This window comes from Bacillus cereus group sp. RP37 (assembly GCF_040459695.1).
Taxonomy (GTDB): Bacteria; Bacillota; Bacilli; order Bacillales; family Bacillaceae_G; genus Bacillus_A.
The window spans coordinates 3,686,221-3,711,917 of the sequence record NZ_JARVHP010000001.1 but is presented as its reverse complement, the minus strand read 5'-3'; the positions used below and the strand labels follow the sequence as shown (position 1 = coordinate 3,711,917).

Here is a 25,697-nt window from a genome sequence, read left to right as displayed (position 1 = left end):
TTCTTATACGGAAACACCTTTTTTGTAGTTAAAATTGAAGGCTGAAGTTTTGGAATGTATGAATACCAGTCCCATGTTTAATCAGCTCTTTATCATTTAAATATTGAATAGCATATTTCACCTCGTTCAATATAACAGGTGAAAGGCCGAGGGTATGATGTGAACCAAAAATCTGTTTAATAGGAGAAATGTTTGTAATTTTATTTAGAGACTGAACTAAATCTATAGGATTTGTCGATGGATAAAACGCAAAAATCGTGCCCTCATAAAGTAAATCTCCTGTAAATAAAAACGCAGTTTCATAATCGTATAGGCAAATATGCCCCGGTGAGTGACCTGGGGTATGTATAATCTGAATCTTCCTATTTCCGATATCAATCATGTCTCCATCTTGTAGTAATTTTGTTGGTGTCCCTTGAAAGGGTTTGAATGTTTCAGGTTGAAATGTTTTAGGTGTAGGTAAAGTAATATCACGTGCGAGGTCATGCCTAATTTGAGTAATAGGAAGTCCTTTTATACCGTTAATGAGCCAATCCTCCTCTAAAGCATGTACATAGATTTCTTCGAATTGTGCGTGACTACCGATATGATCCCAATGGACATGTGTTGTGACGACAGTAATTGGTAAGTTTGTTAGTTGGTCAGTTATACGCTTCAGATTATCGATACCTAGTCCAGTATCGATAAGGAGTGCGGTAGTATCGCCTACAAGTAAGAAGGAATGTACTTTCTCCCAATGTCCATATTCACTAATCGCATATGTATTTTGGGCGATCTGTTTAACAGTAAACCACGGGTCTTGTAGAATAGTCATGTTTTGTTTCACATCCTATCGTAATTCATTTATTAAATACATTCGCTTTTCGTTGCTTTATGTCCTTTTTAAAGAATATCTAATAGACGTTTTTATAAAAGTTTGTAAAATGGGTAAACGAAACATTGAAATGTTTATTTTGATTGTGTTAAGATGATGAAGTGATAATAAACGATATTGAAATTTGTTTGTTTTTAGATAAACATTTTAAAGGAGTGTTTAGTATGAGTGATATTTCAGAGAAGTTTTGGGATGCGTCGGTAGAGGAATTGAAAAAAGGGTATGTGTTTGATGAGGAAGCAGAGGAATATATTTGTTTAGCTTGTGGAGAAGCGTTTATTAAGGGTGTTATTTATCAAGATAATCAAGTTTTGTATGAAGCAGAGAAGTTTGTACAAGTGCATGTGCAAAATGAACATACGTCTATGTTTGATTATTTATTAAACCTTGATAAGAAGTATACGGGTTTAACTGATTTGCAAAAGAAAATGGTTCAGTTTTTCCATATGGGGCTGAATGATAAAGAGATTGTAAAAGAGATGGATGGCGGAAGTACTTCAACCATCCGAAATCATCGATTTACACTTCGAGAGAAAATGAAACAGGCGAAAGTATTTTTAGCATTAATGGAACTGTCAGAAGAAAAATCAAAAGTACAAACGAAATTTGTACCCATTCATAGAACAGCAACGATGGTGGATGATCGTTACAATATTACGCAAGAAGAAAATGATGAAGTATTAAAAGCTCATTTTACAGAAGGATTAGATGGACCGCTTTCTAAATTCCCGAAAAAGCAAAAGCGTAAATTAATTATATTACGCCATTTAGTGACGAAGTTTGATAGTAATAAAAAGTATACTGAAAAAGAAGTAAATACTATCATAGAAAGCGTATATCCGGATTTTGTGACTTTAAGAAGATATTTAATCGAATATGGTTTTTTAGATAGAACAGCTGATGGAAGCCAATATTGGGTGAAGTTATAATAATACGAAAAAGAAAATGAATAGAAGTATATCATTATAACAACTATACAAAGAGATGGAAATTGAAAAAATAGATTTTTAATAAAAGGAGAAATGAAATTTGAAACCACCTACAGATAATAATAAAGAAGGTGCGGAGTCACATAAGTTAGAAAGTAAGAGTAAACCGATATGGAAATCGATGTCGATGTTTTTAGTACCGTTACTATTAAGTAATGTATTACAATCGGTTGGACAATTATTTGGTATGGTAGTAGTAGGAAGATGGCTTGGTGTAAATGATTTAGCGGCCATATCAGCATTCTTTCCACTATTTTTCCTACTCGTTTCATTCGTAATTGGTATCGGTTCAGGAAGTTCTATATTAATTGGTCAGGCGTTTGGTGCTAAAAACGAAGATCGTTTAAAAGCTATCGTTGGTACGACACTGACATTTACCTTTATTATTGGAGTTGTGTTGGCGATAATAGGTAGTATTTTTGCGATGGATATTATGCGCCTTATGGGAACGCCAGAAAATATTATTGAAATAAGTGTACACTATGCACGTATTTTATTTATATCGATGCCAGTATTATTTTTATACTTCGCATACACAACATTTATGAGAGGTACAGGAGATTCTAAAACACCATTTTACTTTTTAATTGTAAGTACAGCGCTAAATATGATCTTATTACCGATTCTTATTTTTGGATGGCTAGGAGCTCCGAAATTAGATGTGTATGGAGCAGCCTATGCTTCTGTTATATCTACAGTGATTACGTTCATTGTCATGTTAGTGTATTTAAAGAAGAAAAATCACCCATTACAATTGGATGGCACGGTTAGAAAATACCTTCGGATGGATGGGGAGTTATTAAAGCTATTGCTAAGGCTTGGTATTCCGGCGAGTATTAATATGATATTAGTTTCATTATCTGAAATTGCGGTAATCGCGTTTGTAAATCGTTACGGTTCGGATGCAACAGCGGCATATGGAGTTGTGAACCAAGTTGCAAGTTATGTACAAATGCCAGCAGTTAGTCTTGGTATTACTGTCTCCATTTTTGCGGCGCAATCAATTGGTGCGAATCAATTTGATCGATTGCAGAAAGTTGTGAAGGCCGGAATTATCATGAACTATGTCATCGGTGGTGTATTAATATCTCTTATTTACTTGTTCTCAAGAGACATTCTATCGCTATTTTTGACGAGTCAAACTACAATTGACATTGCTCATAGTCTAGTTATGATTACGTTATGGAGTTATTTAATTTTCGGGCATGCGCAAATTATTAGTGCGACAATGCGAGCGAGTGGTACAGTATTATGGCCAACTGTTATCGGCGTTGTATCAATTTGGCTTGTTGAAGTACCTGTAGCATATTATCTTTCTTACCATACAAGTCTTGGAATAGAAGGAATATGGATTGGGTACCCAGCAGCATTTATTGTCAGTTTACTATTACAGTATGCATATTATAAGCTTTCATGGCAGAAGAAACGAATTACACGATTAGTGAGTTAAATAATGCAAATGTCCCTAAGTTATTATACTTAGGGACATTTTTTGTAAGTGTATGTTTATAAATAGCTTTTTAAAGTTATATCAAAATGTTGTCTAATGAGTTTTTTATCACTCATATAAAACTCCCACGCTTTTTCAGGTTCACCGATAATTTCAAAAGATTCTTCTGTAATATATAAAGCGCAATTATCCTCTAGTGCAATTCCTTCTATATTACCTTGATGATTTTGTAAAAAGGAATGGAAGGCGTTCATTCTATTTAATTGATTATAATGTGGACAAAATCTTTTGTTCACAATCCCCCAGCCATTGCTCTCTATATAACCAGAACCTTCATAATCTGAGCGGATACTAGATGTGAACCAGCACATAGCACCAGCACTATTCCCTGCAATGAGCGTTCCTTGCTGCAAAGCAAATAATAATTTTTCATCTAGTTCATGTTCTTTCCATTGTGTAAGCATGTGAATATAGTTTCCACCACCGAGGTAAATGAGATCAGCGGATTGAATCATTTCGTCTATTTCATATTTAGAAGGTGTATCGGCTATAGTACGTAAAATTTGTACATCGCAGTGTAATTGTTTTTCGAATGTGTCTAAAAATAATTTTATATAGCTTTCATCATCGTGACTAGCTGTTGGAATGAATAATACTTTTGGGTACTGTTTATTTGTTAATTCTATAAGGCGTTCATTAATAGGCAAATGATTTGAATCTTGTAAATCACCGCCACCAATGACAGCTAATTTCATAGTAAAGCACCACCTAATCATTTTTGTTATATAAAAATTCGATAGAAGAGAGTTACATTCCTTCTCTTACGTAATGAATAAGTAGAAAATACGGTTTAAATATATTGGAATAGTAAAGGTGATGATAGCTATATAGAAGAATAAATTGGAAACATTTTATTGATATATAATACTTCATACTATTGTTTCAAAATATGGAAAGAATATGTTTAAATAGATATAACGAAGCATGAATTCATATTGAATGAGTGCTTATACTTAAAAAAAGAGTCGGAAATAATAGAGATTTTACAAATGAGTTTTTACTTTTAATAGGAAGTTGTATTACAATATGGTAAAATTATTTCAATATATTTATTTAATATAAAAATACAAAGAGGGAGCGTGAAAAAAGTGGATTTTCGATTTGAATTTACAACGAAGGTGAGAGAATACTTAGATGATGAGAAGGATGAAAAAATAATAAAAGATGGACATAGAGATATCATTTTTCAGTATTTATACCCATTAGAGAGTGAAATTGGCATTTATAAAAATCCTAACTTTACTTTTTTGGCATCAGGAAGACGCTCGCATATCGTATTAGAAAACATTGAATTTAAAACAGAGGTAAATGTAAAAAGTAACATCATTGAAATTACAAAAATAGTGGATAATGTCGTTATTCCATTAGATACTATCGTAGCGAAAGATCGGGAATTATTTGCACTTGGGCGTAATGAGAAGTTTAGTGTACAAATATTAGAGCAGTATCTCTTTGAAACATTTGGAGAGAAGCTAGGATTATAATGAATGGAATGGCGTACGTATTTATAGGTAGTGAATTTTAGTGTATCTCATTCGTGTTTGACCTTTTATTTAATTTATACTACAATTTGTAGTGTGAAAGGAGCTATACTATGTTTACTCAAAACTATAAATTAAATGAGCAAGGGTTAAATCATTTCTTTGGACCGCTTGAAGCGAAAATTATGGAGATTGTTTGGTCTAGCGAGGGTATTACGATTAAAGAAGTGCAGCAAAAATTAAGTGAAGAATCACCTGTGAATTTTAATACTGTTATGACAGTTATGAACAGGTTAGTAGAGAAATTACACTTAGAAAAGCAGACTGTGAAAAGAAGTGGCATATATCGTGCTGTACAAACAAAAGAAGAATTCTTATCCAATCAAACGAAGAAAATGACACAGGAATTGATGGGGGAATTTGGAGATTTGGTTGTAAATCATATGCTAGATGAGTTAGAGCAGGTTGATCCGACTTTAATAAAAAAGTTAGAAGACAAATTAAGTCAGTTAAAAAAAGAGGATTAATGAAATGAAATGGCAAATGCGTAAAATCGTATTGTTAGCAGTCATTGTTAGTACTCTCTTTTTTTGCATGTTAGTGTATTACGTTACATATCCATTTCTTTTTCAAAATAAGATGTTCTTTCTTTCGAATTTTTGCTTGTTTCAGTTAGAAAAACATATGAAAGAATTATCGCTCATTCGTATTATAATCGCTGGATTTCTACTACTTACTGTGTTCATCGTGTGTAAAAGAATGTGGCGACAATGTTTCTATAGTAAAAAATTACACAAAGTACTTATCCCTTTCATTCGAAAAGGAAAACAAATATATATACTGCCGACCACGGAAATTGCAGCATTTACAATTGGGTTATTTCGTCCGAAAGTTGTCATGTCAGAAGGGATGCTTCAAACATTTTCAGAGGAAGAAATGGATGCGATTATTTTTCATGAAGAATATCATCAAAACAATCGAGATCCGTTAAAATTATTTTGTTTTACGTTATTAGCAGAAGGAATGGTGTACATCCCGATATTAAAAGGGCTATTGCAGCGCTATCATGTGTATCAAGAGCTAGCAGCAGATAAGTATGCGATGCGAAAAATGAAATCTAAATTCGAATTAGGCAGCGCATTATTAAAATTAATTAAAATAAAGACAATGGAGAATCGATGTGTTACAGCTTCATTTGCAAAAACAGCAATAAATTTACGAATCGAGCAAGTGGTAAATGAAAAAGTTGTTAAGCTTACTATTCCGTTACATACGAATTCGGTATATGTAACATTAGGTTTATTCTGTATGTCGGTTGTACTGATTGTCGGAGAGTGCATATAGCCTCTTTTTTTTTAAGAATTAACACTACTTATCGTAGTGCTTTAGGGGGAATAAAATGAATGCAGCAGATTTAACAATTTGGCTTGTGGCCGGGGCAGGAGTATTGTCATTTATATCACCATGCTCTTTACCGCTATATCCATCTTATTTATCTTATATTACAGGTGTGTCTATTCAAGATTTAAAAGAAAATCGTGGAATGATGCAAAAATCAGCGATTATACATACCGTATTTTTTATGATCGGATTTTCGGTTATATTTTACGCGCTAGGTTTATCAGTAAGCTGGATTGGAATAACATTTTCATCTAACCAAAAATTGATTCAACAAATTGGTGGGATTTTTATTATTTTAATGGGGCTATTTATGACGGGCTTGTTTCAGCCTAAGTGGCTTATGGCAGAGAAAAAGGTGCAGTATAGAAGTAAATCGACTGGATATATTCGCTCGATTATAGTCGGTATGACATATGCAGCTGGTTGGACGCCGTGTGTTGGACCGATATTTTCAGCTGTACTCATGCTTGGTGCAACGAATCCTGAAGGGGCACTTCTTTATATTACCGCGTATACTCTTGGATTTGCGGTTCCATTTTTCGTGATGGCATTCTTTATTGGGAAGGTAAAATGGATCGTTACATATGCCAATGTCATGATGAAAATTGGCGGTGGAATGATGATTATAACAGGGATTTTATTGTACACAAATCAAATGACGAAGATCACAGCATTCTTTATTCGTCTATTTGGTGGATTTACAGGCTTTTAATAATGAGGAGGAAGAAAAGTGAAGAAACTAATTGCGATTATACTGGCCGGGGCACTAATTTGGGCCGGAGTTAACTTTTATAATACAAAAAAAGAAGAAAAAGAAAGAAAAGCAAAACAAGCGGAGTTACAAAAAACAGAAGTATTACCACAAGTAGGATTTAAAGCGCCAAACATAACATTAAAAGGATTAGACGGGAAACTGCATTCGTTAAATGATGCAAAAGGAAAACCGTATCTTATTAATTTTTGGGCATCATGGTGTGGCCCATGTGAAATGGAGGCACCTGACTTAGTTCATTTGTATGACAAATATAAAAAGGATGTTGAAATTTTTGCAGTAAATGCAACAATCGGAGATCCAGTGCAAGAAGCGAGTGCTTTTGCAGATCGTCACGGATTTAAATTTCCTGTTTTACTAGATATGGATGGAGTAGCCGGATTAGATTATAAAGTATTTTCTTTACCAACGACATTTTTTGTTAATAAAGATGGAATTATCGTAGAGCAAGTACGAGGCGTGCTACCTCCGGATCAATTAGAAGAGAAGTTTAAGAAATTAATTGAGAGTTAAGAGGGGATTTTGTATTGATGGAGTGGATCGTGAGGTTACAACCCGTATCTCTTATAATTGGAAGTCTATTTGGATTTATGTTGATGAAACGAAAGATGAAGAGTGAAAGTGTACCATATGAAAAAATGATGGATGCAGTAACAAATGCTTTTCTAATTATCGTATTTGTATGGAAAATCGCACCGGCGTTTTTAAATCCAGTATGGGCCATTAGGTCGCCATTGCAAGCATTATTAGCTATAGGAAGTATGAAACACATTGTAGTAGGATGCATAATTGCAAGTGTATACATTGTTTGGAAAAGTAAAAAGGGGCAATTTTCGCTTCGTATTTTACTAGATGCATTGCCTATTGGACTATGTATGAGTATTATTTTTTATTTTCTATTCCACCACAAAATAGGTGTACAAACGACATTACCTTGGGGTGTGAAAATATATGAATCTAAATTTTTATATCATCCTATATTCGTATACGAGATCATCCTTGCTCTTTGTATAATAAGTTTGTTATGGATGAAAAATGAAAGGATCGGAAATGGAAAGAATATAAGTGTTTTTCTAATGATTGAAGGGTTTGCTCATATCATTCTTTCGCTTGTCAGTGAACAAAATTCGGTTTTATTTGGTTTATCGGTACAGCAAATAATGAGCTTTTTTGTTATTAGTTTAGGGATTATGTTCGTGCCGAAAAAATAAGAGGTATGCATGTATGAAATTTTCATACACGCATACCTCTTTATCATTGGGATTGTGCGCTTTTCTGAAAAAAATGAATGGTTTCTTTCCAAGAATCAATACTAGCAAAAGCGTTATCTTTTTTACTCCCCTGATCATAATTTATCCTTAAATAAGGGATACCGATAGAATGTCCGGCCCTCTTATATAAGAGCTGTTTATAAAAATGAGGAGAATGAAATGTATCCAATCTATTAATCGCTTTTTTTGATAATCTTACAATATCAGCTTCATCTTCTTCACCAGCAATTAGCAATACATCTCCATTAATTTTTTCAACTGGTATAGTAGCATTCTCTACAATTTTAGAATCTGAAGTTAAAGCGTTATACCACTTTCGATAGGGCATACCCCTATGTTCTTCAAACATTTTACGACATTCGAGTGCGACGGAGATGGGGTTTGTTGGAGATGCATACGGTAATGCTTTTCCTTTATATGTCCAAGCAGGAGGTAATGTTGTAGCATCAGACCAGGGGACGATACCACTTAGTGCAATAGCTGAACCGTTTAGAGAAGTAACAGCTTTTATTTCTTGGAAAAAGCATGCTGATAAAAGGGCTAGTTCACTTCCTCGAGAGGTCCCGTGTATGCCTAACCAATTTTTGTTGACTTCTTCGCGGTTCTTCATCCATTCAATGGCGGTTTTTATGTATTCAAGGGGGATTTCTACAAGTTGTTTAGGTAGATTATCGATTCCGAAATAAGCGAGGGTGAGTACTGAAAAATTATGTGATGCAAGTAAAGCGGCAAGGTATTCATTTAATCCACCTTCTGAACCACCGAGTACAATAATTCCTGGATTCGCTTTTTTATTTTCATTGTAGAAAAAAGTAGCGACCAATCCATTTTCTCTAATTGGATACCGGACGATTTGTTTGGCTTTCCATAATCTTGAGATGTTTATTTCGTCAATAGTAGATCCATTAATTTCAAGTGATAAAGTTAAGTTTTGAGGTGACAATGGATTTTTATAATTTCGCGTAGAATCGTAATGTTCACTTATTTTAATAATGTCTAAGGACCAGAATAATCCCATTCCATCAATCCCTGTATAAGAGCCAGTAATAGGTGCTTGTTCTGTAATGTTTACATTACCATCTTTAGTTGCAATAAATGTGGCTTGTGATTCTAAATATATATCATTTAATCCTTCGGCAATCCTAGAAGCTCTTATTGTTACTTCTTGTAAAGGTTCTAATCCAGTTATATAAATTTGAATGGGAGAATCAATTAATGAGATTAAGGAACTAACTTGAATACGGGGCTTCTTTTTTTTATGAATGCTCATTTCATAACACCTCAATTAAAATTATATATAACATGTTTTCTATGAATAACAAAATAACCCTCTACTGTAAATAGAATTTTATTAATGTGAGGAGGAGTTCGCTTCTTATTAAATAAGAAGGATAATCCATGTTTTGTAAGGATTATCCCGTTTTTTTTTTTTTGAAGCTCGATTGATGCAAGCCAATAATCGATTACTGATTAAAATTTCATCTTATTTTTCTTACCTATATTAAAAAATCGGCGGAGTAACAGAAAATAAGACAATTGCATTTTTCTCAAATTGATTTACCCATTTATGCTTTAAATAAGCAGGTATTTTTACACTATCACCAGTTTCTAATATGTATTCTTCTTCGTTTAAGTGCAATGTAATGGTTCCATCCAATACGAAGGCTAATTCCTCACCTTTATGTTCTAGTACATTTTCTGATGAAGCTGTATTCGGCGGAACAGTCATAATTGCTGTTGCTAAATTTCCTGTGAAATCAGGTGATAACAATTCATATGATAAATTATCGATAATCATTTTTTTTCGTTTATGAGAACGTACAATTAAATCGTCTGTATTTGTATCTTCAAGTAAAAAGCTAAATGTTGGAACATCAAGAGCTTTAGCGAGTACTTTTAATGTTTGAATAGAAGGGTTAGCAGACCCACGCTCAATTTGACTTAACATAGATGGTGTAATACCTGCCAACTTTGCTAGTTCTTTACTCGTTAAACCTTTTTCTTTTCTTTGTTTTTCAATTTTTTTCCCAATATCTATATTTTCCATGATTAAAGGCTCCTTACTGTTTATTAAATTATATTTAAATAAATTAAATTAAACTTAACTTAAGTGAATGATTTATGTTAAACTATATTAAAATTAATTTAATTATAATTTATTGAATCGTAAGCTACAAGGTTATGAGGAGGAAGAGAAATGAAGGAAATAGAGAAATTAAAAGAGGAATATCCACTATTAAATAAATTAATCGCAACAGAAGAAGTGTTTTGGGTAAATCCGAACACGGAAAAGTATGAAACGGCAATAAAAGATTCCCCATTGAATGAAGAGAATGTAAAAGATGCGGAAGAGAGATTAAAGCGTTTTGCACCATATATTGCGAAAGTTTTTCCTGAAACGAAAGAGACGAACGGCATAATTGAATCACCCTTAGTGAAAATCCCTTCAATGAAACAAGCTTTAGAGAAAAATTACGAGCAACCTATTTTAGGAGAATTATTCTTAAAATGTGATAGTCAACTTCCGATATCAGGATCCATTAAAGCTAGAGGTGGCATTTATGAAGTGTTGAAGCATGCTGAACAATTAGCATTGCAGCATGGTATGTTAACAGAAGAAGATGATTATGCCATTTTAGATAGTGATACATGTAGAGAGTTTTTTGCAACATATTCTATTGCGGTAGGTTCGACAGGTAACTTAGGACTAAGCATCGGGATTATGAGTGCGAAACTAGGTTTTAATGTAACTGTTCATATGTCAGCAGACGCGAAACAATGGAAAAAAGATTTATTAAGAAGTAAAGGTGTAAACGTTATTGAATATGAGGCTGATTATAGTAAAGCAGTAGAGGAAGGAAGAAGGCAAGCGGATGCTGATCCTAGCTGTTATTTTGTCGATGATGAAAACTCGCATGATTTATTTTTAGGATATGCAGTAGCAGCATCACGTTTACAAAAGCAATTAGAAGAGTTAAAGATTGTAGTAGATGAAGAACATCCTTTATTCGTTTACCTTCCTTGCGGAGTAGGGGGCGGACCTGGCGGAGTAGCATTTGGCTTAAAGCTATTGTTTAAAGACAACGTACATTGCTTCTTTGCAGAGCCGACACATTCACCATGTATGCTACTCGGATTAATGACAGGACTTCATGATAAAATTGCCGTTCAAGATATCGGTATTGATAATGTAACAGATGCAGACGGACTTGCAGTAGGAAGACCATCAGGATTTGTTGGGAAAACGATGGAACCATTTTTGAGTGGAAATTACACAGTAAGTGATGAAGAGTTATATAGATTATTAAAAGAACTAGCAGATACGGAAAATATTTATTTAGAGCCTTCTGCCCTTGCGGGTATGATAGGTCCAGTGAAAGTATGTAAAGAAGATGCGTATTTACAAAAGCAACAGTTAATAGAGAAGGTGCAGAAAGGCACTCATATTGTGTGGGGAACTGGCGGTAGTATGGTTCCGAAAGATGTAATGAATGGGTATTATAAGAAAGGTTCGGAATAGGCACCAATAAGAAGAATGAGGCTAATTGTAGCCTCATTTTTTCATGTACATAAAAATCTTTGTTATTTTCACAATAGTTCTTTATAGTATATATAAAGGATAACTAATATGGAATAAATACAACAAAAAGCTTTATTTTACATAATAAGAGGATGTGTATACGATGTCATTACAGACTAAATATATAGCGGGTATTTCGCTTGGGGTTATGGGAGTAGGCTTTGCGGCTTCTATCCCTTTTCAAGGAACGGTAGCTGGAGAGATTATACAAGGGGGATTTGAAGCCGGATTGGTTGGCGGACTTGCAGATTGGTTCGCAGTTACAGCATTATTCCGTCACCCGATGGGAATTCCAATTCCGCATACAGCTTTGTTACCTAAAAACCGTAAACGAGTAACGAAAGGACTCATCAATACGTTAGAAAATGAATGGCTGACAAAAGAGAGTATTACGAATAAAGTAAAAGAAATGCAGTTAGCGCAAATGGTGCTGCAAATTGCTGAGAGAGAAATGCAGTCTGATGCTGTGAAGAAAGGAATTGTAACGATTGCGGAGAAAGCAATTGTTTCAATAGATACAGAAAAGTTAGCGGTTATTATTGAAAAAGAAATGAAAACATATTTGCATACAATTAATACAAGTAACATTTTACAAGTGCTTGTTGATCAATTAGTTGTGCAAGAATATGATGAAAAGACACTTGATTACATATTAGTAAAAGTGAAAGATTGGACAGCGCAAGATGAAGCACGTTACCAGCTCGGAAGCTTAGGTATGAAGGCGATGGAAAATATAAAAGTAGATGGATTCTTGCAGTTTACTTTGAAATCATTTATGAATATTGTAGATGAAGATAAAATTGGCGGTATTTTGCAGAAGTTTATCATTAGCAATATTAACAGCTTACAAGATGCTGATAATAGCACAAGACAACTTATTTTAACAAAAATTCGTCAAGAAATTATAAATGTAAAAGAAAATGAAGCTTTACTACAGGAGTTAGAAAATTGGAAAGAAAAATGGATTGCCAATTGGAATGCTGCTGACAAAATTAAAGAGATGCTGGAGCAAGTGCAACAAAGGGCAATTACTTTTGTGAAAAATGAAGAATTTACGGATAAATATGTTATTCCATTTTTACAAACACAAATGAACAAAATAAAAGAAGATGAACAGACTGTTCAAAAAATAGAAGATTGGTTACAAAAACAAGTTGTCACACTGGTTGAAAAGAATCATTCGAAAATTGGAAAGCTTGTACAAGAAAACCTTGATAAGTTAGACGATAAAACATTAATCGAAATGATTGAAAATAATGTAGGAAAAGATTTACAGTGGATCCGAGTAAACGGGGCTGTTTGCGGATTTATGATTGGATTAGTGTTAGAAGGAATTAAAGCGATTATATGAGAAAAACCTTCCACAATTGTGGAAGGTTTCTTATTTTTCAATAACACTCATATTTAAATTGTAAGCTTTCTCGATGTTTAACTTGTACGTCCCATTGCCTGTTTTAATCGAATTTTTATACCAATGTTCTTGCTCGTTTAATTCTGGATTTTCTTCTGAAGAATTGTTTTCTTTTTTTGTTAAATCTTCTACTTGTTCCCAAGGTGTATTTCCAATAGCTTCTTTTTGATTTGTTACTGCTGTTAGAGATACGTCACTCTCTTTTATTAAATGAACAGATACACCTGAGCTTTCTTGTACAAACCAATTGTTTTGTAATTGACCTGGATAAAGAGAAAGATCTCGATTAGAAGCACGAATTTCTACATGTTTCGTTTGTGGGAGTACAAGCGTCGGTTTTACTCGTGGTTCATGACCAAACATTCTTTGATGAAACGGTAATGACTTTAATGTTATATACATTGTTTCCCCAGTCGTTTGAACTGAAAGAAAATCTTCTTGTTTTAAATTGAGTTTTTCATTTCCTTTTGTCGTCATTTCGTATGTTCCAAGAAGGCTAACTTCATTTGAGTTCCTGCCGTCTATCGTTAGAGGATAATTGTCTGTACCTGCATCCACTACAATTTTATTGATAGATTCAGGAATATCAAGTTTACTTTCTGGAATCGTGTTCGTTTGTCTAGTTGTATTAAAGGCGTAACGAACTTCATCTAATAATCCAGTTGATAATAAACAATAAAAAGCAATTCCAACACTTCCTAAAACACCGATAAAGAAAATACTAAAAATATCATATTTAATAAATGATTGTTCCTTCTTAGAAAATAGAAGGTATAGTAAAATTTCCATACCAAGTATAATAAGTAAAACAGGCCACCATGCTGTTAAAGAATCTAATACTTGAGTGCCTTTCATAACTGAAAATAGTAAGAAGCAACCTAGTGCGATAATAGATAGCCCCATAGAAAATGTTCCAACGCGCCATGTTCTCATTCTTTTGTACCACCTTTGTTTTCTTTATTTCCAAGTAACAATTTAAAGCCACCACCAATTAAGAGGAGTGCAACGATAGATGTTTGGAAATAGCGATAATATAGCTCGCTAAGATGAATGTTAAATATAGTTGAAAAGTAATCATTCAAAATAGGAAGGACCGTTTGATCTAATAAATAATAACCACCTAGTGCAATTAACCCAATACCGATCCATCTTTGATGATTGATAAAATAATCAATGATAGGTTCATCATGTACACGTTCTTTTCCATACTTTGTAGTTTGCTGTAAAGCATCAAAAAAGCTATAGAACCAAATGATTGGTACTAAAAATAAAAATGCAGAAAGCCTTAATAAGTCAAGTAAATATATGGAAAGTAAAAAGGCTGCCATAAGCTGAAGACCACGTCGCTGTAGGCCTAAATACATATGTCCTGCTCCAGGAAACATCGCTAAAATAGAAGCGAATGTTTTATTTTTCTTTCCTTGTTCACGGTGCTCTTCAAACTCTTCGAAAATAGTACGATCATCTAGTTGCTCGCCACGTTCTTTTTTCTGTAGTTGTTGAACAACATCGAAGAAATTGTAAATCCATAAAACAGGTAATGTAATAAGAAAGATAAGGAAACTTTCTTGTGATGTTAAGAGCGCAACGAAAATAATCATACTTCCTATTCCTGTGCAAGCTACTAAAAATGTAAGTCCACGTTGCATAAGGCCTAATTGAAAATGTCCAAGTCCAGGAATGATTGATAGAAGAATGATATAAAATCGTTCGCTCTCTTTAGATGACTCTGTAAATTCTCCGGCAGCTTGTTTTTTCGATTGATTAATAATAGTGATAACTAAATCTAATAAATTGATCGCCCATAACACGACTAGTAAAAATAGAGAAAGAAAAGCAATATCACGGGATCCTAATGCTATTGTACAAAATGCTGCAAAGATAAATAGAAATACAGCCCCTCCGCTATATAAAATAAACCGTCCAAACTTCTTTAAATATAAATGTCCAAGCCCGGGAATTAGCCCTAATACAAGTGCTAAAAAGGGATTTTTATTCATGCTTTGAACCTCCGTCCTTTTTTGATGTGTCTACCGATTTGTTTACAATTTTTTGTGAGATAGAAGACTCGTTATGTTTTGAAGATTTCTCGAAATTTGATGTCGCTGTGAAAATATACTGGAATAAACCACTTACCATAAAAATAATTGTAGCCGCAGTTGCAATTATGTAGTGAATGATCGTGCGCTTTAGCGAGTTTGTTTTTATATTTTCATTAGACTGTAGTATTTCAAAATTAATTTGCGTCATAACTTCGTTCGTAAATGAATCATCATTTATCATTGGAAGGTTTTCATGTTGTTCATCAATACTTTCCATATAAAGTGCTAAACAATGATCACATTCATAAAGATGTTCTTCCATAGATTCACGTTCATTGCTTTCTATAAAATCTAATGTATAATTGCGCCAATCTTCTTTTGAATAATGCATCATAGAAACTCTTCCTCCTTCCAATGTTTTTTAATCCATTTTCTTGCCCGGTACAGTTTCATTTCGACTGTTTTCACTTCAATATTTTCCTGCAAAGCAATTTCATGATAACTTTTTTCTTCTAAGTAATGTGCGAGAACGACGTCACGGTAATTTTCGGGAAGTTCTCTCAGTTTTTGAGCAATGAGTAATTTTTGCTCTTTCGTCAATAATAAAGCCTCAACATTATAAGAGGATTTTATATTTTCCGCAGTTTCTTTACATAAGGAGAGTTCATCGTTTTCTCTAGCTTTCTTTCTCTTATAATCAATAGCGTGATTGGTGGCAATACGAGCCATCCACGTTTTTAGTCCGCGAAATTGATAATTAGGGAGAGAGGCGTGAATTTTTACGAATACTTCTTGTGTAACATCTTTCGCATCTTCTTCATGTCTTAAAATAGAAAAGATAACTTGAAAAATATAATGACGATATGTTTGCACAAGGATACGAAAAGCATGTTCGCTTCCTTGCTGTGCTTTTTCAATTAATTGTTTTTCCTCAATGGGTCTCTCCCTCCTTTTTGACGCATTCTATTATATAGACGTAAGAAATGATTGGTCACCCTACACATGTTGTAAAAAAAGAATAATATATTTTTAGGAAGGAAGCTATATGAAAAAAGGTGTGAAAAAATGGTAAGCAGAAGTATATAATGAGCAAGTGGGAAATGTTACGTGAAGAAGGGATGTGAATGTTAGTAGGGGAAGGTCCATACTAACAAACATGAAAATTAAAATATTAATAGCAGACGATAATTCTTTTATTAGGGAAGGTATGAAAATTATTTTAAATACATACGAAGAGTTCGAAGTGGTAGATACAGTAAATGATGGGAAAGAAGCGGTGGAATATTGCAAAAAGAACGACGTTGATATTGCGCTTCTAGATGTTCGTATGCCAAATATGAACGGGGTAGAGGCAACAAAGTTCATTTGTGAAGAGACAAAAACGAAACCGCTAATTTTAACGACGTTTGATGATGATGAATATATTTTGGATGCAGTAAAAAACGGAGCAAAAGGTTATTTATTAAAAAATAACGATCCGGAGCGTATTCGTGATGCGATAAAAGGAGTATATAACGGTCAAACTGTTATGCAAGATGTAGTGCTTGATAAAATTAAATCTAATTTAATGGAAAGCAAAGAAGAAGAGTGTAAAATAGATAAAAGTCTTTTTACAGAAAGGGAGCTTAGTATTATCGCATTAATTGCGAAAGGTTTTTCGAATAAAGAAATTTCGAAGCAACTTTTCATATCTGAAGGAACGATTGCAAATTATATTACATCTGTTTTAGGGAAAACTGGACTTGAACATCGCACACAAATCGCGATTTATTATTTAACAGGGAAAGTAGATTAAAGATATGGAATTTTGGTTAATTGTAAGTAAATTAATTGTCTTTATATATATTGTGTTTAGTTACATTTATTTAAATGTTGCGAACTTGCCATGGATTATACTTACTTTGCTGTTATATCTTTCTGTAAACGTTCTGATTTCTATATTTAAAAAAGATACGTACAAAAACATATTAACTAGTGTGTCAATTGGCGTAGTTATGTTATTTACATGGAAGATCCACCCGTTTTTTATTTTGTTTTTACCATTGAACTTATATGAAATTATATTTCGTTATATAGAGAAGAAATGGCAGCTCTTTATCATTATGATGATTCCTATTATCTTTACGGAAGAAAGTATTCGAATGACATATGGATTAATTGTTGCATTTTCCTTTCTTGTATTAACTATGGCAGAACGGTATATATCGCGTGTATTAAAGCTGGAATCACAAAATGATAAGATGCGCAAAGATATGCAGCGGCTGACGAAAAGCCTAAATGAAAATAAAGAGTACATAAGGCAGTCAGAATACACATTTAAGTTAGAAGAGAGGAATCGGTTATCACAAGAAATTCATGACAAAATTGGTCACTCGATGACGGGTGCACTCATTCAAATGGAAGCAGCGAAGAGATTAATGGAAATAGATAAAGAAAAATCTGCGGAGTTATTACAAAATGCAATTCATATTTCGAAAGATGGAATTGAAAGTATTCGCATTACATTAAAAAATATGAAGCCACCAACGGAGCAAATTGGTATTCATCGTATGAAATTATTCATAGAGGAATTTGCCGGTAAGCATGATATAAATATTCCATTCGTATATAAAGGGAACTTAGATATGATTTCTCCCATTCAGTGGAAGATTATCGGCGAAAATATTACGGAGGCACTAACGAACGCAATGAAATATGCTGATGCGACAGTCATTTCAATCGATATTCATGTACTTAACAAGATGGTGAAAGTGCAAGTGAAGGATAATGGAAAAGGTGCAGTGCTTGTAAAAAAAGGTCTCGGTATTATGGGTATGGAGGAGCGAACAGCATCTGTAAACGGAAAAATTATTGTAGATGGGACCAGTGGTTTTTCAGTAACAATGCTGTTACCGATATAAGAGAATGGGACGAGGATGAATCATCTCATATGAAAGAAGTGAATAATCTCATGTGAAAAGAATGAACTTCTGCACTGAGCAGGTTCATTTTTTTTGTTTATAATAGCAGCAGAGAAACCGAAATAGGGGTGAAATGATGAATACATTAGAAATTAAAAATTTAACGAAAAAATTTGGTGATTTCATCGCGGTAGATAATATGTCTTTATCTATTAAAGAAGGAGAGATATTTGGCTTTTTAGGATCAAATGGTGCTGGTAAAAGTACAACGATAAATATGATTGCTGGGTTGTTAAGAAGTAATGAAGGTGAAATTAGCATACTAGGAAAAAATATAAAGAAACATAATCGATTTGCAAAGATGAATATTGGTATTGTTCCGCAAGATATTGCGATTTATGAAGAGTTAACGGCTTATGAAAATGTGAAGTTCTTTGCTGGATTGTATGGAATAAGAGGGGCTGAACTAAAAGCGAGAGTAGAGGAAGCGCTTCAATTTGTGGGGCTTAGTGATAAACATAAAAGTTATCCGAAAAATTTTTCTGGCGGGATGAAACGAAGACTGAATATCGCTTGTGCAATCGCACATAGACCGAAGTTAATTATTATGGATGAGCCGACAGTTGGGATTGATCCACAGTCAAGAAACTATATCCTGCAGTCTGTTCGAAAATTAAATGAAATGGGAAGTACGATTATTTACACGAGCCACTACATGGAAGAAGTAGAAGAGATTTGCACGAAAATAGCAATTGTAGATCACGGTAAAGTGATTGCAGAAGGAACGAAAGAACAGTTAAAAGGGATTATTACCGATACGAAAGACATTTGGATTGAAGTAAAGTCGATAGAAAATTTAGATGTAGAAAAGTTAAAAGAGGTAAATGGTGTGAAAGCTGTTCAAATTGAAGAGAACGTAATCAAGGTAAACTCGGATGCAGGATTAAACAATTTAAATAAAATTATTCAGCACTTCATTAATCATGACATTGAAATCCGTTCGTTAGAGGAGCAGGCTCCAAACTTAGAAACAGTATTCCTTACGTTGACTGGAAGAAACTTACGAGATAAATAAAAGGTAAATGAAGAAAAGGTAAAGGGAGGTTCATCAATTGAACATCTTCAATATTGCAATTATGCATATTAAAAGAGATTTCAGAGACATAAGAACTTTAGTTTTTATGTTAGCATTTCCGATTGTGCTTATGCTTGTGTTAGGAACAGCGTTAAGTAATGCATTTAATAGCGATAGTCAATCGATTAAGGATATACAAGTACTATATAAAGATGAAGCGAGTAGCACATTTTCTCAATCGTTTGAAGCATTTACGAAAGAAGTCGATAAATCGGGTATTCATTTTAAAAAAGCTTCTGAAGATATTGATGGGAAAGAAGAAGTGAAGCAAAATAAATATGCTGCTTATGTAGAGTTATATAAAGATGGCGCAAAATTGTACGGAAGTGACAAAAGTAGTATCGAGGGAAGTATTGTGGAAGGCATGCTTACAACATTTGTTGATAAGTACAATGTAGCGGTCGAAGTTGCAAAAGTAGATCCTACTAAGGTGAGCACAGTTATTTCAAACGGAAATCATAATGATTATATAAAAGAAACATCTTTACAAGCTGCGAAAAAACCGGGTTCTATGGATTACTATGCGGTTGTAATGACGACGATGATTGCACTGTACGCTGCGATGGGAGCAAGTTTTCTAATTCGAGGCGAACGAATACGTAAAACAGGAGATCGCCTTATAGCTGCACCTATAAGTAAGGCTGAAATTTTCATTGGGAAAGTGCTTGGTAGTCTTGTAGCAAATGCCCTATGTATATTACTTGTTATGTTATTTAGTAAATTTGTCTTTCAAGCGAATTGGGGCGATCATCTTGGAATCATATTTCTTATTTTATTAACAGAAGTCTTTCTAGCAATTAGCTTCGGTTTAGGGATTGGATATATTACAAAAACACCTGAAGCATCTAGAGCTATTATTATGGTGGTAGTGCAATTAGCTTCTATTTTTGGCGGCGCATATTTCGTAATAGAAGAAAATTTCGTTACGAATTTATCACCATTAACGTGGGCAAATACAGCTGTTATGAAAATTATTTATGCGAATGATGTAGGGGCAGCACTACCAGTCATTTCTTTAAATCTTGGAATAGCAGCACTCTTTTTATTAATTGCAATTATTGCATTACGTAGACGGGAGGGGCTATAGTATGAAAGATATTTTATGGCTCATACAAAAAACGTTATCTGTACTTTTAAAAAATAAAAAAGGGTTATTCATTATTATTAGTTTGCCAATAATCGGAACGCTCATCTCTTTTTCGATATACGGAAATGCAGGGCAAGGAACGTTAAATATCGGGATTGTAAATAAAGAAAATGAGCCGATAGCAAATGATACGATAAAGTTTTTAGAAGGATTAAATCATGTGAATGTGAGTAAGGTTAAGGAGTCTGAAGTAGAAGATAAACTCACTTCCAAAAAACTTGATGGAGTTATTACATTAGCTTCTGGTTTTTCAAAAAGTGTTCGAGAAGGGAAACCAGATCATATTGAAATTTCATCGATTAAAGGTGATCAAGTAACAGGATTTATAAAATCATATTTATATAACTATGTTGATAATATTGCTGCGATTAGTAAAGTGGCAGGAACAGATCAAAGTGCATTTGATAATATGTACGCAGGGTATCAAAAAAGTTCATTTAAAATGAAAACGGAGACGCTAGAAGATACTTCGAAAAATAAAGATATGACAAACCAAACGATGGGTTATCTTATTATGTTTATGCTGTTTTCAGCAGTGAACTTATCAGGATTTATTTTAAAAGAAAAAGAGAATAGAACGTACTTTAGATTATTATCAACACCAATTGACGGAAAGAAATTTATATTATCCAATGTTGCAGTAAATATGATGATATTAACAGTGCAAATTGTCATTGCAGTACTATTTATGACGAATGTTTTTCATACAAATATTAATATGCCTTTCATAGTAATGATTGGTGTGCTTATGATATTCGCTTTAATCGCAATTGGTTTATCATTAGTCATTGTGTCTTTTTCAAAAAGTTCAACTGCTTCAAATGCATTGCAAAATCTAGTGATAGTACCAACATGTTTACTTGCAGGATGTTATTTCCCGTACGACATTATGCCAAAAGCGGTACAAAAAGTAGCTGATTTTCTTCCGCAGCGCTGGTTATTAGATACGATAGCAAAACTACAGCAAGGTATTCCATTTTCAGAGTTGTATTTAAATATTTTAATCTTATTCGCCTTTGCGGTAGCGTTCTTCTTAATTGCTATTTATAAATTTGGAAGAAATAATGATGCGAGGAACTTTGTTTAATATAAAAAAGGGTGTGACGTTAAGTCGCATCCTTTTTTGTATGAAGCATGAAATCTAAATTTGAATGACAAAATAGAAAGGTGGAAAGAAAACGAGCGGAAGGAAATTAAAATGATTAAAAAAATATTGCGAGTTATTTCTATTATTATGGCTATATTTATTTTTATATTAATTTGGATGCATATTGACGTCACACTCGGAAGAAAAATGGAAGCTGGGAAAAATATGCCGACAGAGTACGCTCCTCATTATAGTGACTTTCAATTATATGTAAAAGGGAAGTCATTTTATAAACAGTTATTTACTGACATAAGAGAAGCAAAGCAATCTATTTACACGTATTTTTTTATTTTGTCGGATGACAAAAGTAGCCATACTTTTTTAAACTTATTAAAAGAGAAGGCAAAAGAAGGAGTAAACGTCTATTTATCAGTTGATCGCATTAATGATTTATCATTTGAAAGAAAGATGATAAATGAATTGCGGGAAAGTGGCGTGCATTTTACATATAGTAGAAAACCGGAATTGCCATTCGGATTTTATTCACTTCACCATCGTAATCATCGCCGTATTACGACAATTGATGGGGAAATTGGCTATACAGGCGGATTTAATATAGGAGATGAGTACTTAGGGAAAGATAAGCGATTTGGATATTGGCGTGATTATCATGTACGGCTTAAAGGAGAAGGAGCAAAAGATTTAGAAGAACAGTTTGCTTTAGATTGGAAACGAGATACGAAAGAAGATATAAAGAGAAGTACGAATAAAGCTAGTAAAGGGAACACATTACATACGATGGCTAGTTACAATGGGCATCACGTCGCTGAAAAATATGTTGAGTTAATAAACCAAGCGAAGCATTCGGTTGTCGTTACGACGCCGTATTTTATAGCGAAAAATAAAGAGTTAATGAACGCTTTAATCGCGGCACAAAAACGTGGTGTTACAGTAAAAATACTTTGGTCGTATAAACCAGATATTCCTCTTATTAAAGAGGCAGCGTATCCTTATATTCGTCAAGCTGTTAATAATGGAATTCAAGTATATGGTTATAAAAAAGGGATGTTTCATGGAAAGTTAATGCTGATTGATAATGAATTAACTGTTATCGGTACAACAAACATAACTGCACGTAGCTTTTATATTAATGATGAGATGAATTTGTATATTCATGGTGGAACTATCGTATCAGAAGTGAACGAGGCATTAGCGCAAGATATTCATGATTCAAAAGAAATGACGAAAGAATTTTTTGAGAAGTTATCTTTTTGGGAGCGTTGTAAGGAGAAATTAGCAGGACTGGTGGATTTTTATTTGTGATGATTTAACTGAGATACGGGGAATTTAGAATATAGTAAATAGGAAGTTGTATTGTTTATTTAACAAGTAGAGAAGTGAGAAGGAACCTTCAAAAATAGAAGGTTCTTTCTTGTTTTATAGTTCATTATTCATTATTGGTAGTTAAAAAAGTTTGGTCTATCGGGGGTTCCGCTGTTTTTATTTGCACTTCAGCAAAAAAATGAAATATGTAGCTAAAATAAAGTTAAGATATTGTCTCTATCTTATTAAGGGCTCTTAAAAAAACTGAAGTTTCATAACTGAATTTTTTGACAAACATAAACAATTAACGTGATATAATTTTATTAATAATTTTGAAACTAGAAGGTGTTTAAATGCTGGGGAACTTCCAAAGTAATTTTCAAACGGCTACACAAATTGCTACGCAAATGAAAAATGCATCGGATACAATTTAAGGTGCGACAAATCGTTCTATAACAAAGGCGAGCCGTACTACACTATCTGTTAATGCCCAGGCGCAAGAAGCGAATCAACAAATGCTGGATTTGACTAGACAATTTTGTGGGGCCTTTCAACAAGCAATTGATAATATTCATTTAGTAGCTAAGGATTTTGAAAGAATGGATAACGAACTACAAAAGACATTTCGCTAATGTGGCAACCTACGGTAAAAGGAGAAGGGTAGGGAGAATAGGATGAGTCAAGATGTGGAAAAGAAAATAAATGAATTTAATCATGAATTACGGATAGTATTTGAAAAACAGGATCGAAATCAAGTGGAGATTCAAATTCAGAGACAGGCAGAAATGGAATTTCACGAATTGAGAAATAGAAGCAATTAGTATTGCTACAGTATTGCCCGGAATAGATGCCATGGTTATTGTTTTAGTGGAGATGAGAAAAAAACTGCAAGAAAAATTAGAGCATCTATATGAATTTAACTATACGTCCAGTAATAACTACAATACAGCTCTTCAACTAGTGGCTAGCATTACTGCCGGCCTCGCTGAAGTCCAAAGTGGTAAAGGATTTAGTCCTGTAAGTGGTACGTTTAGTACACAAGGATTAAATATGGATTGGACCGTTTCGATTCAAGAAATTGCTGATGAAAGAAAACGTCAAGTTGATAATCTTTTAAAGGAAGGATCAATGGAAGAAGGAGCGGTGAGCAAGAAAGCTCCCGAAAAATCTACATCCGAAAAAATTATAGATGGTATTTTAGAAGGTACGGGTCAAGCTGTTGAAGATACAATAGATGGTATTGTGGCACTTGGTAAATGGGAAACGTGGGAGAACATGGGATACGCCGTTACTCATTTAGATGAAACCTTACCTGCTATGTGGAATGCATTGTCAGATTCGTTTATTAATGATGTAATAAATGGAGACGCTGAAAGTCGTGCTAAGTGGGGAAGTTATGCATTAACACAAGTTGGATTAGGGCTTATTGGTGATAAAGGAATAAGTAAAGTCACTACATTAGCAAAAGGTGCAAAATTCTCTACAGGAATGTCTTCTTTCGCAAATAAATTGCCATTGACGGATCGGTTGGCATTTGCAGGTACAAGTGGATTTGGAAGCAATCAAATAAAAAGTTTTGAAGTTTTACAAAAAGCTCGTGAAACATTTATGTTTTCCAAAACTAGTGGAAGAAGTAAAGTTAAAGATGTTCAAGAAGTAATTCAGGAATATGCAGATAAAGTTCTTGATAGAGTAGAGGTGAAAAACGAATATCCTGATTCTTATACAGCATCTCAAAAATTACGTGCAGAACTTAAAGATGCAGGGGTTGATACACCTCCATATCCTAATGCGGCACATCACATAGTACCTTGGAATGATAGTAGGGCTGTGGAAGCTCAGGAATTATTACAAGAGATAGGGATAAGTTATGATGCTGCGGTCAATGGGGTGTTTTTACCATATAAAATAAATGATTATGTAACTACTGAAGTTTTACATATAGGTAACCACTCAAAAGAGTATATAAGAGAAGTAACAGAAAGATTGAATTCTGTTATAGAAATGGGTGGTACTCAAGCTGATATAGCTGAAGTGTTACATGGAATAAGAAGAGATTTATTAGAAGGTAATTTACGATTAAATGAACCCAAGAAATAACTAACTAACTAACTAACTAAATAAATGGTAATAATAAAGGAGAATATATATGAAGATTTGGCAATTAAAGAGCTCGACTGATGATTATGAAACCTTTCAATTATTGAACTATGAAGAGGATAAAAAATATTTTAAAACTAGTTTTAATTCTATGGTGAGTTTGTCAGATTCATGGACGCCTCAGTTTATTGAGGTAACAGATGAAGGAAAGTCAAGCGATTCCCCTATTTTTTGGGGAAAGTCTGGTGTACAAATAATTAGTGAAAAAGCCAAGAATGTTTTAGAACCTATAGTAGGAGATACTATTGAATTTTTACCATTAATTCATAAACAAACAAACAAAAAATACTATGCTATGCATGTTTTAAGAGTGTTGGAAGCACTTGATACTAATAAAACAATCTTTGATAAGTTAAGTTCAGGTTTAATAATAGGGTGTAAAAAATTTGTATTTATTCCTTATGTTGTCCAGGATGAACCAATTTTTAAATTGAAAATAAATGGGAAGGTACATCCTAACTATCTTTTAGTATCAGATCAATTCAAAAATGCAATTTTAGAGAGTGAATTAAAAGGTTTTCAATTTACTGAAGTGTGGGATTCAGAAGAGGGTGCGTAAAGAAATCTAATTTAATTAGATTATTAATGGGAACCCATATCTAAGAGAGTAAAAA

At 33.6% G+C, this 25,697-nt stretch carries 25 protein-coding genes and 3 pseudogenes; 20 read left to right on the top strand and 8 right to left on the bottom strand.

Annotation, left to right across the window (positions count from 1 at the left end):
- Nucleotides 1-28: 28 nt before the first annotated feature.
- A complete protein-coding gene (locus tag QCI44_RS19525; protein ID WP_016088467.1) occupies nucleotides 29-814 on the bottom strand; it encodes an MBL fold metallo-hydrolase in 786 nt (261 codons plus the stop codon).
- Between the two features lie 224 nt (nucleotides 815-1,038).
- Here QCI44_RS19525 and QCI44_RS19520 point away from each other — a divergent pair, with 224 nt between their 5' ends.
- Both QCI44_RS19520 and QCI44_RS19515 read left to right on the top strand, forming a co-directional pair.
- Complete coding sequence (locus QCI44_RS19520; protein WP_016088466.1) at nucleotides 1,039-1,803, top strand: DUF2087 domain-containing protein; 765 nt, start codon at nucleotides 1,039-1,041, stop codon at nucleotides 1,801-1,803.
- A gap of 100 nt (nucleotides 1,804-1,903) precedes the next feature.
- A complete protein-coding gene (locus tag QCI44_RS19515) occupies nucleotides 1,904-3,313 on the top strand; it encodes an MATE family efflux transporter (protein ID WP_088083570.1) in 1,410 nt (469 codons plus the stop codon).
- Between the two features lie 56 nt (nucleotides 3,314-3,369).
- Here QCI44_RS19515 and QCI44_RS19510 read toward each other — a convergent pair whose 3' ends face one another.
- Complete coding sequence (locus QCI44_RS19510; RefSeq protein ID WP_016088464.1) at nucleotides 3,370-4,068, bottom strand: peptidase E; 699 nt, start codon at nucleotides 4,066-4,068, stop codon at nucleotides 3,370-3,372.
- A 393-nt stretch (nucleotides 4,069-4,461) separates the two neighbouring features.
- On the opposite strand from QCI44_RS19510, the gene QCI44_RS19505 reads away from it, so the two are divergent.
- From QCI44_RS19505 to QCI44_RS19480, 6 genes are all read left to right on the top strand, one after another.
- Entirely contained in the window at nucleotides 4,462-4,857 is a 396-nt protein-coding gene (locus tag QCI44_RS19505) for a DUF3942 family protein (RefSeq protein WP_116349092.1), read from the top strand.
- A 110-nt stretch (nucleotides 4,858-4,967) separates the two neighbouring features.
- Nucleotides 4,968-5,381: a BlaI/MecI/CopY family transcriptional regulator gene (locus QCI44_RS19500; RefSeq protein WP_000495065.1), complete on the top strand. Its 414-nt coding sequence runs from the start codon at nucleotides 4,968-4,970 to the stop codon at nucleotides 5,379-5,381.
- A 4-nt stretch (nucleotides 5,382-5,385) separates the two neighbouring features.
- Nucleotides 5,386-6,198 carry a M56 family metallopeptidase gene (locus QCI44_RS19495; protein WP_098985845.1) on the top strand — a complete coding sequence of 271 codons (813 nt, stop codon included), beginning with the start codon at nucleotides 5,386-5,388 and terminating at the stop codon, nucleotides 6,196-6,198.
- Nucleotides 6,199-6,253: 55 nt separating this feature from the next.
- Complete coding sequence (gene ccdA / locus QCI44_RS19490; RefSeq protein ID WP_098591701.1) at nucleotides 6,254-6,967, top strand: cytochrome c-type biogenesis protein CcdA; 714 nt, start codon at nucleotides 6,254-6,256, stop codon at nucleotides 6,965-6,967.
- 18 nt (nucleotides 6,968-6,985) lie between these two features.
- On the top strand, nucleotides 6,986-7,540 hold the full coding sequence (locus QCI44_RS19485; RefSeq protein WP_016088458.1) for a TlpA family protein disulfide reductase: 555 nt from the start codon (nucleotides 6,986-6,988) through the stop codon (nucleotides 7,538-7,540).
- 17 nt (nucleotides 7,541-7,557) lie between these two features.
- Nucleotides 7,558-8,238, top strand: coding sequence for a prolipoprotein diacylglyceryl transferase family protein (locus tag QCI44_RS19480; protein ID WP_116349062.1), 681 nt, complete (start codon nucleotides 7,558-7,560; stop codon nucleotides 8,236-8,238).
- A 43-nt stretch (nucleotides 8,239-8,281) separates the two neighbouring features.
- Here QCI44_RS19480 and QCI44_RS19475 read toward each other — a convergent pair whose 3' ends face one another.
- Complete coding sequence (locus QCI44_RS19475; RefSeq protein WP_098985843.1) at nucleotides 8,282-9,568, bottom strand: acyl-CoA thioesterase/bile acid-CoA:amino acid N-acyltransferase family protein; 1,287 nt, start codon at nucleotides 9,566-9,568, stop codon at nucleotides 8,282-8,284.
- A gap of 231 nt (nucleotides 9,569-9,799) precedes the next feature.
- Nucleotides 9,800-10,345, bottom strand: coding sequence for a helix-turn-helix domain-containing protein (locus QCI44_RS19470; protein WP_016088455.1), 546 nt, complete (start codon nucleotides 10,343-10,345; stop codon nucleotides 9,800-9,802).
- Nucleotides 10,346-10,495: 150 nt separating this feature from the next.
- Here QCI44_RS19470 and dsdA point away from each other — a divergent pair, with 150 nt between their 5' ends.
- Together dsdA and QCI44_RS19460 are read left to right on the top strand one after the other, a co-directional pair.
- Nucleotides 10,496-11,818 (top strand): D-serine ammonia-lyase, encoded by a 1,323-nt coding sequence (gene dsdA / locus QCI44_RS19465; protein WP_016134106.1) that lies wholly within the window; start codon nucleotides 10,496-10,498, stop codon nucleotides 11,816-11,818.
- Between the two features lie 163 nt (nucleotides 11,819-11,981).
- Nucleotides 11,982-13,229 carry a DUF445 domain-containing protein gene (locus QCI44_RS19460; RefSeq protein WP_098985842.1) on the top strand — a complete coding sequence of 416 codons (1,248 nt, stop codon included), beginning with the start codon at nucleotides 11,982-11,984 and terminating at the stop codon, nucleotides 13,227-13,229.
- A gap of 30 nt (nucleotides 13,230-13,259) precedes the next feature.
- Here QCI44_RS19460 and exsE read toward each other — a convergent pair whose 3' ends face one another.
- Genes exsE through QCI44_RS19440 form a run of 4 tightly spaced genes read right to left on the bottom strand, consistent with a single transcriptional unit; the run spans nucleotide 13,260 to nucleotide 16,267 of the window.
- Nucleotides 13,260-14,222, bottom strand: a complete 963-nt coding sequence (exsE, locus tag QCI44_RS19455) for an exosporium protein ExsE (protein ID WP_016134107.1) — start codon at nucleotides 14,220-14,222, stop codon at nucleotides 13,260-13,262.
- Nucleotides 14,219-15,289, bottom strand: coding sequence for a hypothetical protein (locus QCI44_RS19450; protein ID WP_016088451.1), 1,071 nt, complete (start codon nucleotides 15,287-15,289; stop codon nucleotides 14,219-14,221). Before QCI44_RS19450 ends, exsE begins: the two co-directional genes overlap by 4 nt.
- Complete coding sequence (locus QCI44_RS19445) at nucleotides 15,282-15,725, bottom strand: hypothetical protein (RefSeq protein ID WP_016134108.1); 444 nt, start codon at nucleotides 15,723-15,725, stop codon at nucleotides 15,282-15,284. The genes QCI44_RS19450 and QCI44_RS19445 overlap by 8 nt, the downstream gene beginning before the upstream one ends.
- A complete protein-coding gene (locus tag QCI44_RS19440; RefSeq protein WP_255290087.1) occupies nucleotides 15,722-16,267 on the bottom strand; it encodes an RNA polymerase sigma factor in 546 nt (181 codons plus the stop codon). The genes QCI44_RS19445 and QCI44_RS19440 overlap by 4 nt, the downstream gene beginning before the upstream one ends.
- Before the next feature lie 220 nt (nucleotides 16,268-16,487).
- Here QCI44_RS19440 and QCI44_RS19435 point away from each other — a divergent pair, with 220 nt between their 5' ends.
- From QCI44_RS19435 to QCI44_RS19390, 10 genes and pseudogenes are all read left to right on the top strand, one after another.
- Nucleotides 16,488-17,126, top strand: a complete 639-nt coding sequence (locus tag QCI44_RS19435) for a response regulator transcription factor (RefSeq protein WP_000694106.1) — start codon at nucleotides 16,488-16,490, stop codon at nucleotides 17,124-17,126.
- Nucleotides 17,127-17,130: 4 nt separating this feature from the next.
- On the top strand, nucleotides 17,131-18,231 hold the full coding sequence (locus tag QCI44_RS19430) for a sensor histidine kinase (protein WP_016134109.1): 1,101 nt from the start codon (nucleotides 17,131-17,133) through the stop codon (nucleotides 18,229-18,231).
- 136 nt (nucleotides 18,232-18,367) lie between these two features.
- Nucleotides 18,368-19,306 (top strand): ABC transporter ATP-binding protein, encoded by a 939-nt coding sequence (locus tag QCI44_RS19425; RefSeq protein ID WP_016134110.1) that lies wholly within the window; start codon nucleotides 18,368-18,370, stop codon nucleotides 19,304-19,306.
- A 37-nt stretch (nucleotides 19,307-19,343) separates the two neighbouring features.
- Complete coding sequence (locus tag QCI44_RS19420; protein ID WP_098985841.1) at nucleotides 19,344-20,453, top strand: ABC transporter permease; 1,110 nt, start codon at nucleotides 19,344-19,346, stop codon at nucleotides 20,451-20,453.
- A 1-nt stretch (nucleotide 20,454) separates the two neighbouring features.
- Nucleotides 20,455-21,600 carry an ABC transporter permease gene (locus QCI44_RS19415; RefSeq protein WP_016088444.1) on the top strand — a complete coding sequence of 382 codons (1,146 nt, stop codon included), beginning with the start codon at nucleotides 20,455-20,457 and terminating at the stop codon, nucleotides 21,598-21,600.
- Between the two features lie 111 nt (nucleotides 21,601-21,711).
- Nucleotides 21,712-22,923 carry a cardiolipin synthase gene (cls, locus tag QCI44_RS19410; protein WP_016134112.1) on the top strand — a complete coding sequence of 404 codons (1,212 nt, stop codon included), beginning with the start codon at nucleotides 21,712-21,714 and terminating at the stop codon, nucleotides 22,921-22,923.
- A 353-nt stretch (nucleotides 22,924-23,276) separates the two neighbouring features.
- Nucleotides 23,277-23,555, top strand: a pseudogene (locus QCI44_RS19405) (TIGR04197 family type VII secretion effector).
- 42 nt (nucleotides 23,556-23,597) lie between these two features.
- Nucleotides 23,598-23,741: pseudogene (locus QCI44_RS19400) on the top strand (DUF3958 domain-containing protein); the annotation flags it as partial.
- A pseudogene (locus QCI44_RS19395) lies at nucleotides 23,731-25,023 on the top strand (AHH domain-containing protein); the annotation flags it as partial. The pseudogenes QCI44_RS19400 and QCI44_RS19395, both read left to right, overlap by 11 nt.
- A 49-nt stretch (nucleotides 25,024-25,072) precedes the next feature.
- On the top strand, nucleotides 25,073-25,642 hold the full coding sequence (locus tag QCI44_RS19390) for an imm11 family protein (RefSeq protein ID WP_000708217.1): 570 nt from the start codon (nucleotides 25,073-25,075) through the stop codon (nucleotides 25,640-25,642).
- The last annotated feature ends 55 nt before the right edge of the window (nucleotides 25,643-25,697 follow it).

What these genes read in the sequence shown, in the direction of transcription:
- QCI44_RS19525 (WP_016088467.1), bottom strand. Translation starts at nt 814, where the DNA reads ATGACTATTCTACAAGACCCGTGGTTTACTGTTAAACAGATCGCCCAA.
- QCI44_RS19520 (WP_016088466.1), top strand. Translation starts at nt 1,039, where the DNA reads ATGAGTGATATTTCAGAGAAGTTTTGGGATGCGTCGGTAGAGGAATTG.
- QCI44_RS19510 (WP_016088464.1), bottom strand. Translation starts at nt 4,068, where the DNA reads ATGAAATTAGCTGTCATTGGTGGCGGTGATTTACAAGATTCAAATCAT.
- QCI44_RS19500 (WP_000495065.1), top strand. Translation starts at nt 4,968, where the DNA reads ATGTTTACTCAAAACTATAAATTAAATGAGCAAGGGTTAAATCATTTC.
- QCI44_RS19495 (WP_098985845.1), top strand. Translation starts at nt 5,386, where the DNA reads ATGAAATGGCAAATGCGTAAAATCGTATTGTTAGCAGTCATTGTTAGT.
- ccdA (WP_098591701.1), top strand. Translation starts at nt 6,254, where the DNA reads ATGAATGCAGCAGATTTAACAATTTGGCTTGTGGCCGGGGCAGGAGTA.
- QCI44_RS19480 (WP_116349062.1), top strand. Translation starts at nt 7,558, where the DNA reads ATGGAGTGGATCGTGAGGTTACAACCCGTATCTCTTATAATTGGAAGT.
- QCI44_RS19475 (WP_098985843.1), bottom strand. Translation starts at nt 9,568, where the DNA reads ATGAGCATTCATAAAAAAAAGAAGCCCCGTATTCAAGTTAGTTCCTTA.
- QCI44_RS19470 (WP_016088455.1), bottom strand. Translation starts at nt 10,345, where the DNA reads ATGGAAAATATAGATATTGGGAAAAAAATTGAAAAACAAAGAAAAGAA.
- dsdA (WP_016134106.1), top strand. Translation starts at nt 10,496, where the DNA reads ATGAAGGAAATAGAGAAATTAAAAGAGGAATATCCACTATTAAATAAA.
- QCI44_RS19460 (WP_098985842.1), top strand. Translation starts at nt 11,982, where the DNA reads ATGTCATTACAGACTAAATATATAGCGGGTATTTCGCTTGGGGTTATG.
- exsE (WP_016134107.1), bottom strand. Translation starts at nt 14,222, where the DNA reads ATGAGAACATGGCGCGTTGGAACATTTTCTATGGGGCTATCTATTATC.
- QCI44_RS19450 (WP_016088451.1), bottom strand. Translation starts at nt 15,289, where the DNA reads ATGAATAAAAATCCCTTTTTAGCACTTGTATTAGGGCTAATTCCCGGG.
- QCI44_RS19445 (WP_016134108.1), bottom strand. Translation starts at nt 15,725, where the DNA reads ATGATGCATTATTCAAAAGAAGATTGGCGCAATTATACATTAGATTTT.
- QCI44_RS19435 (WP_000694106.1), top strand. Translation starts at nt 16,488, where the DNA reads ATGAAAATTAAAATATTAATAGCAGACGATAATTCTTTTATTAGGGAA.
- QCI44_RS19430 (WP_016134109.1), top strand. Translation starts at nt 17,131, where the DNA reads ATGGAATTTTGGTTAATTGTAAGTAAATTAATTGTCTTTATATATATT.
- QCI44_RS19425 (WP_016134110.1), top strand. Translation starts at nt 18,368, where the DNA reads ATGAATACATTAGAAATTAAAAATTTAACGAAAAAATTTGGTGATTTC.
- QCI44_RS19415 (WP_016088444.1), top strand. Translation starts at nt 20,455, where the DNA reads ATGAAAGATATTTTATGGCTCATACAAAAAACGTTATCTGTACTTTTA.
- cls (WP_016134112.1), top strand. Translation starts at nt 21,712, where the DNA reads ATGATTAAAAAAATATTGCGAGTTATTTCTATTATTATGGCTATATTT.
- QCI44_RS19390 (WP_000708217.1), top strand. Translation starts at nt 25,073, where the DNA reads ATGAAGATTTGGCAATTAAAGAGCTCGACTGATGATTATGAAACCTTT.